The organism is uncultured Anaerococcus sp. (assembly GCF_963510915.1).
Classification (GTDB): Bacteria; Bacillota; Clostridia; order Tissierellales; family Peptoniphilaceae; genus Anaerococcus.
Genome location: NZ_CAUPHG010000098.1, coordinates 1 through 5,716, shown reverse-complemented (window position 1 = coordinate 5,716; position 5,716 = coordinate 1). Strand labels below are relative to the sequence as shown.

7 protein-coding genes are annotated in these 5,716 nt (G+C 30.5%); all 7 read right to left on the bottom strand.

Translation table 11 applies throughout. From position 1 onward, the window contains the following. Nucleotides 1-504: aspartate carbamoyltransferase (locus RQ893_RS07725; protein WP_399523561.1), on the bottom strand; the 504-nt coding region annotated here is incomplete at its 3' end. Between the two features lie 53 nt (nt 505-557). Beyond that, nucleotides 558-1,082 carry a class IV adenylate cyclase gene (locus RQ893_RS07720; RefSeq protein WP_311482454.1) on the bottom strand — a complete coding sequence of 175 codons (525 nt, stop codon included), beginning with the start codon at nt 1,080-1,082 and terminating at the stop codon, nt 558-560. Beyond that, on the bottom strand, nt 1,082-1,762 hold the full coding sequence (locus RQ893_RS07715; protein ID WP_311482453.1) for a metallophosphoesterase: 681 nt from the start codon (nt 1,760-1,762) through the stop codon (nt 1,082-1,084). The genes RQ893_RS07720 and RQ893_RS07715 overlap by 1 nt, the downstream gene beginning before the upstream one ends. Next, complete coding sequence (locus RQ893_RS07710; RefSeq protein WP_311482452.1) at nt 1,759-3,582, bottom strand: AAA family ATPase; 1,824 nt, start codon at nt 3,580-3,582, stop codon at nt 1,759-1,761. The genes RQ893_RS07715 and RQ893_RS07710 overlap by 4 nt, the downstream gene beginning before the upstream one ends. Further along, nucleotides 3,575-4,588 (bottom strand): DNA repair exonuclease, encoded by a 1,014-nt coding sequence (locus tag RQ893_RS07705; protein ID WP_311482451.1) that lies wholly within the window; start codon nt 4,586-4,588, stop codon nt 3,575-3,577. The genes RQ893_RS07710 and RQ893_RS07705 overlap by 8 nt, the downstream gene beginning before the upstream one ends. Continuing rightward, nucleotides 4,585-5,154, bottom strand: coding sequence for a histidine phosphatase family protein (locus tag RQ893_RS07700; RefSeq protein ID WP_311482450.1), 570 nt, complete (start codon nt 5,152-5,154; stop codon nt 4,585-4,587). Before RQ893_RS07700 ends, RQ893_RS07705 begins: the two co-directional genes overlap by 4 nt. Nucleotides 5,155-5,235: 81 nt before the next feature. Then, on the bottom strand, nt 5,236-5,716 hold a 481-nt coding region (locus tag RQ893_RS07695), incomplete at its 5' end, for an ABC transporter permease (protein ID WP_311482449.1).

Below are 5,716 nucleotides of genomic sequence, written 5' to 3'. Positions count from 1 at the left end.
ATGTACTGTTCTACCGTATTTAAGATCACCACAGATGCCTATAACATGGTTATCAAAGCTTTCTTTGTAGTTACTAATTGTTAGCATATCAGTAAGTGTTTGGGTTGGATGTTGGTGACCACCATCACCAGCATTTATAATTGGACAATCTGCAGCAAGGCTTGCAAGATATGCTGCACCTTCTTGTGGGTGACGCATAGCAATAATATCTGCATATTGACTTACAGTCTTAACTGTATCTTGAAGACTCTCACCTTTTTTGGCAGATGACACGCTTGCATCAGAAAATCCTACTACAGATCCTCCTAATCTTAGCATAGCAGATTCAAATGATAATCTTGTCCTAGTTGAAGGCTCAAAAAAAAGAGTCCCCAATAACTTCCCATCTGCTGAATGAGAAAAATCGGCTGGACTCTTATAAATAGCATTTCCTAGTTCAATAATTTCAAGCAAATCTTTTTTTGTCAAATCGTGCGAATTTAATAAATTTTTTATAGAAATCATACCTTCTCCTTAGATTTTTTAAAATTATACCAGTATATTCCTATCTGTCAAAATTATAATTCACTAATTAAATCTGATATAGATTTTGTTGTAACCATGCCCTTTTCAATCCCTAAATCGTCAAGAATTTCATCAATTTTCGATTGGTTAGTAAATTCAATTTCCATATATGGATATGGGTAGGTCTTCTTATCCCAAATATCTATATCAAATCTCTGACCTTTGTACCTATAAGAAATCCTCTCCTTATTGCCTTTATATTTTAGTTTTACACCCATCTTATCTAAGATAGAGGTCATCATCGATACAGAATCTATATGAACTGTAAATTCATTATTAATCCTAACATCTTTTTCGTTTTTTACTTCCTTAAAAGTCAACTCAATTGGGGCTTTTTTTCCATCAATTAAGTTCTCTCTTATCCTCAGATACCCTTTTTCAAAGGCTCCATCTTCAGGCTCAAAAGTGTAATTAGTTTGTAATTCCCTACTTACCTTTTCTGCACCAAGTTTTATCAATTTTTCTTCCATTTTTTCAGGTACAATATTTAAAACTTTTACTTCAATTTCTCTTTGCATTATCCTATCCTTACTGGGTCAAAATCAACATAATCGCCTGAGACGCAAATTAATTTAACCCCTTCAAATATTCCTTCCTTAATTAATCTATGGCCCTTACCGTGAAGGTGCCCATATATAAGCGTATGGGCTTTAAATTCTTTGGCTAAATCAAAAAATTCGTTTAAAGACCCATCAGTATTTATTGGTGGGTAATGGAGGTTTATAATTAGCTTTTTATCTGAATTTCGACTTCTAATCGAATTTTCTAGTCTCAAAAGCTCTCTTTTATAAATCTTTTCATCATGGTCGGTAAAATCCCTACTATCTCTACTTGTCCATCCCCTAGTCCCACAAATCAAATAATCTTCTATTTCAAAAGAATTATTTTGTAAAAACTCTATTGTTTTGAAACCAAGCTGGTTGAGCTTATTTAGGGATGACCACCAATAGTCATGGTTGCCCTTCATCAGTATTTTCCTACCAGGGAGTTTATCAATTTTTGCCAAATCAATTTGAGCATCTTTTATATCCATCGCCCATGAAATATCACCTGGTACTAATACAGTGTCTTCATCTTTTATTTTATTTTCCCAATTTGTGAAGATTTTTTCCTGGTAATTTTCCCAAGCTTTTCCAAAAACCTCCATAGACTTCTCTTCAGTGTAGTCTAAATGCAGGTCTGCTAGAGCATATATCATCTATCCTCCAATTGTAGTGTATTAACATTGATATTTTCAGCTACAAAAAATTCTTCTTCTCGCTTATGACAGGTGAAATAAATAATTTGTCTATTAGAAGACTCATCTAGAATCAAGTATAAAAACCTAATAAGTCTTTCAATGTCATAATTTATAAAGGCGTCATCAAAAATTAAAAAAGAATCTTTAATGACCTCTTCTACAAGGCTTAGCTTCATCGCAAGATTAACTTGGTCAAAAAACCCTTTAGATAACTGATTTTCTTCATAGATAAAACTTGATTTATCCCTAATCTTACTTTGTAAATCCTTATCAAAACAAACATCAAATTGAGACTTGCTTGTCTCATTCAAAATAGTTTTGATTTTTCTATTAAGTTCGTGAACATCCGCCCTATTTTCATCGGCAATTTCCAAAATGATTTTTTCTGCAAGCTTAATCGCTTCTATCTCTTGCTCAATCTTAGCTAGCCTATCTTTTTGATACTTTAGATCATCACGAAGACCCGCTTCTTTTTGTATGATATTATCAACAGTTAAGAGATCCTTATCTTGTAAATGAATATTTATCCTTAGATTTTTTATTTCATCCTCAAGCTTTGAAATTTCTTCCGTCTCTTTTATATTATCATAATTTGTAAAATCAAAATCTTTTCTATAATCATCTTGGCATAAACTTAGGTCTTGTTTTTTTAGGATATCTAAGACATCAACAATTTTTTCTCTTTCAGCAAGAAGACTTTGATATTGTTCATATTTACGCCTTAAATTATTATACTCAGCTTGGTTATTTCCTCCATCTTTATCAGTTGATTTTAGGATTAACAAGATAAAAGGAAGGGTTAAAAACAAGATGTAAGGCTTCTTTGCAAAAACACCAGCTAAAGCCAATACAAGAATTGCAAGAATATAAATAAGTCTATAATCTTTTTTTGTATCTTTATCGGCTTCTTTGTAAATATTTTCTACATTGAATCTTTTAATGTCTTTGAAATCCTCTAATTCTTTATCTATTTCAAAAAGCTTATCAGACCACTTCCTATAGGATTTGAAATTTTCATCAGATCTTTTTTGCTGATATAGTTGATTAATTTTCTTTTTTTCTTGGTATTTATCTTCTATACTCGCAATAACATTTTTTTCATCTTCTAATTTTTCAAAAGACATATAATAATCTTTTTTAAGCCTATCAATTTCGCTAATTTTTTCTTCTAAATTTTCTATATTTTCTTTTGTCTTGTAATAAGGCTTAGTATAGGCCCTATCTGTTCCAATTTCCTTTAGTCTATTATCTAAAATTGCACAAGAATTCTTAACAGAAAAATTATAATCTATATCTGATGCAGAAATTTTTTCTAAGATTTTCTTTTTACTATCTGAACTAATCTCTTGAATTTGTTCCGATGAAATATAGGACTTATATATATCATAATCTACTCCTAGAAAAAATTTACCAGGAGCGTTTAAGTCGGACTTCGTTAAGCCAATTTCTTTGTTATCAGTTAAATTACCTATCCTATATTCCCCGCTATCAAAATCCCTAAAAAGTAAATATAATTTACCGTTTTTTCTTATTTTCATTTCGCCAGCATAGATATAAGATGCCTTTGGCCTATAAATTTCCCTTTTATTTGAAAAACTTATCCTAACTCTGCCCTCATCAAAACCGTAGAACATTCCTTCTATAAAATTTTTTATAGTAGTTTTTCCCGATTCATTAAGACCATAAATCAAGTTAAAGTTAGGATCTAGTTTAATTATTTTATTTTGAAATTTACCAAAGGATTTGATATTTAATTCTTCTATAAAAATCCTAGTCATCCCTACTCCTATAGATTGCATCTATGCCTAATTCTAGAGCTCTTTTTTCTATATCCGATAGTTTTTCAGGAAATTTATTCTTATACTTTTCTAATAAAGAGTTTGGGTATAAATTAACTAAATCAAAAAGAGAGTTTTCTTCGGTCACCTTTATTTCAAGATGGCTTGTCCCTATCTCGTCTTTTATTTTTTTCAAATTAACCTTTCTATCAACTCTTAATCTTAAATAGTTTTCCTTATCAATTTTTAGTTTATTATTCAAATAGATAAGCATTTCATTTTCATCTTTAAAATCATCCAAACTTAGACTTATATCATAAAATTTCATTATAGATGAATCAATATGAGCAATATCTCCTTCATCATAAAGTATATAACCATAATCATAAAGGTCAGAAAAATCACTTGGTTCTATAGCGCCTGCATAGTAAATATTATTTCCAAAGTCTTCCCATTTATGAATGTGACCTAGGGCAACATAGTCAAAGCTCATGTTCTTTAATTTATTAAGATTTAAATTTAAATAAGGAGATTCTGGATTATTAATAGTAGAATGGACAAGCAAAATATTAAAATAATCAGAATCCAAGCCTATATCATAGGGAAAATTACCATTATAAATCCTATCCCTATAAGATAAACCATAAATCCTTGTATTATTTTTTTCATAATACTCAAGACTCTCATCAGTAAATATGTGAAGATTGGCAGGTTTCATTTTTAAAATGGCTTCATTACCATCCCCGATGTAGTCGTGGTTGCCTACTACATAATAAATATCTTTTCCGAAATCACCTAGTATTTCAAAAAGTTCCTTATAATCTCTAAGGGTGAATAAAGACCTTTCATATAGGTCACCTGCTATTAATAAAAAATCCACATCCTTATTTTTTGATAAGATATTTTCCAAAGATTTTTTATTATTTTCTCTAATCTGGTTTGAAAGCCCACTTTTAAAATCAAACCTATCTCCAAGATGACAATCAGCCAGATGGATAAATTTCATTTTAGATTTACACTTTCTATTAATTTTTTATTATCACTTATATTATAAACTGTAAGTGATCCATTATCTATCCAAAAATAATGCCAATTAGCTAAGTCTTTTAAAATCCAAAAGAGAGTTGACCTTATAGCAATACCGTGACTTATGGCAAGGATGTTTTTATCTTCCTTGGCTTTTTCATCCAAAAATGAACCAAGCCTTGTAATCACATCTTTTCTTGATTCACCATTTGGATAAGGAAAATCAAAGTAGGCTTCTTTTTCTTTTAAGAAAAATTCCTTATGATTTTCTCTGACATCGAATATACTTTGGCCCTTAAAGTCTCCAAAGTCCATTTCATTTATTCTTGGATCTATAGTAAAATCTTTATAACCTAAGATTTTTGCTGTTTCTTGGCTCCTTATTAAACCAGAAGTAAAAACTTCGTCAATTTGGTAATTTTTCAAGAGTTCTTTTGTCCTATCAAGTATATATAAACCCGATTCTTCAAGCCTAGTATCAGGTGTCGAATATTTTTTATCTATATTTGCCCTAGTAAGGCCATGTCTTACAAAAATAATTTTCATATTTCACCTCTTTAATGATTATAACGAAATTAATCTTTTTATCTAGTTTTCCCATAATAAAAGACGGTCTCCCGCCCTTTATTACTCGCCACTTGACATAGCCTCTGCCATATCAATTTTCTTTAATTTTTTATGAACATGACCTAACATTATTATTGATAATCCCAAGGTTATAGTTGCTGACACTATAAAGCTAAGTGGATGAAGCTTATAAGCAAGCATAATATTTCTTGGAGCAACCAAAGCAATTATATACCTAAACATTCCATAACCAAGACCAAATCCCAAAACAATTCCAATTAGGGTCAAGATAAATATCTCCCTATATATATAGGAAGTCACTTCCTTAGGGAAAAATCCCAAAACTTTTATAGTAGCAAGTTCTCTTTTTCTTTCACTCACATTTATATCTGTAATATTATATAATACTACACTTGCAAGAACAGATGAAATCAAGGTGATTACAACTATTACAAGGTTTAAGTTTTCGAGCAAAGCGTCCATTGATGCATAGGCCTTGCCAGTATTGATAATGGCAAGAACAGAGCTTGTATCTTCCAAC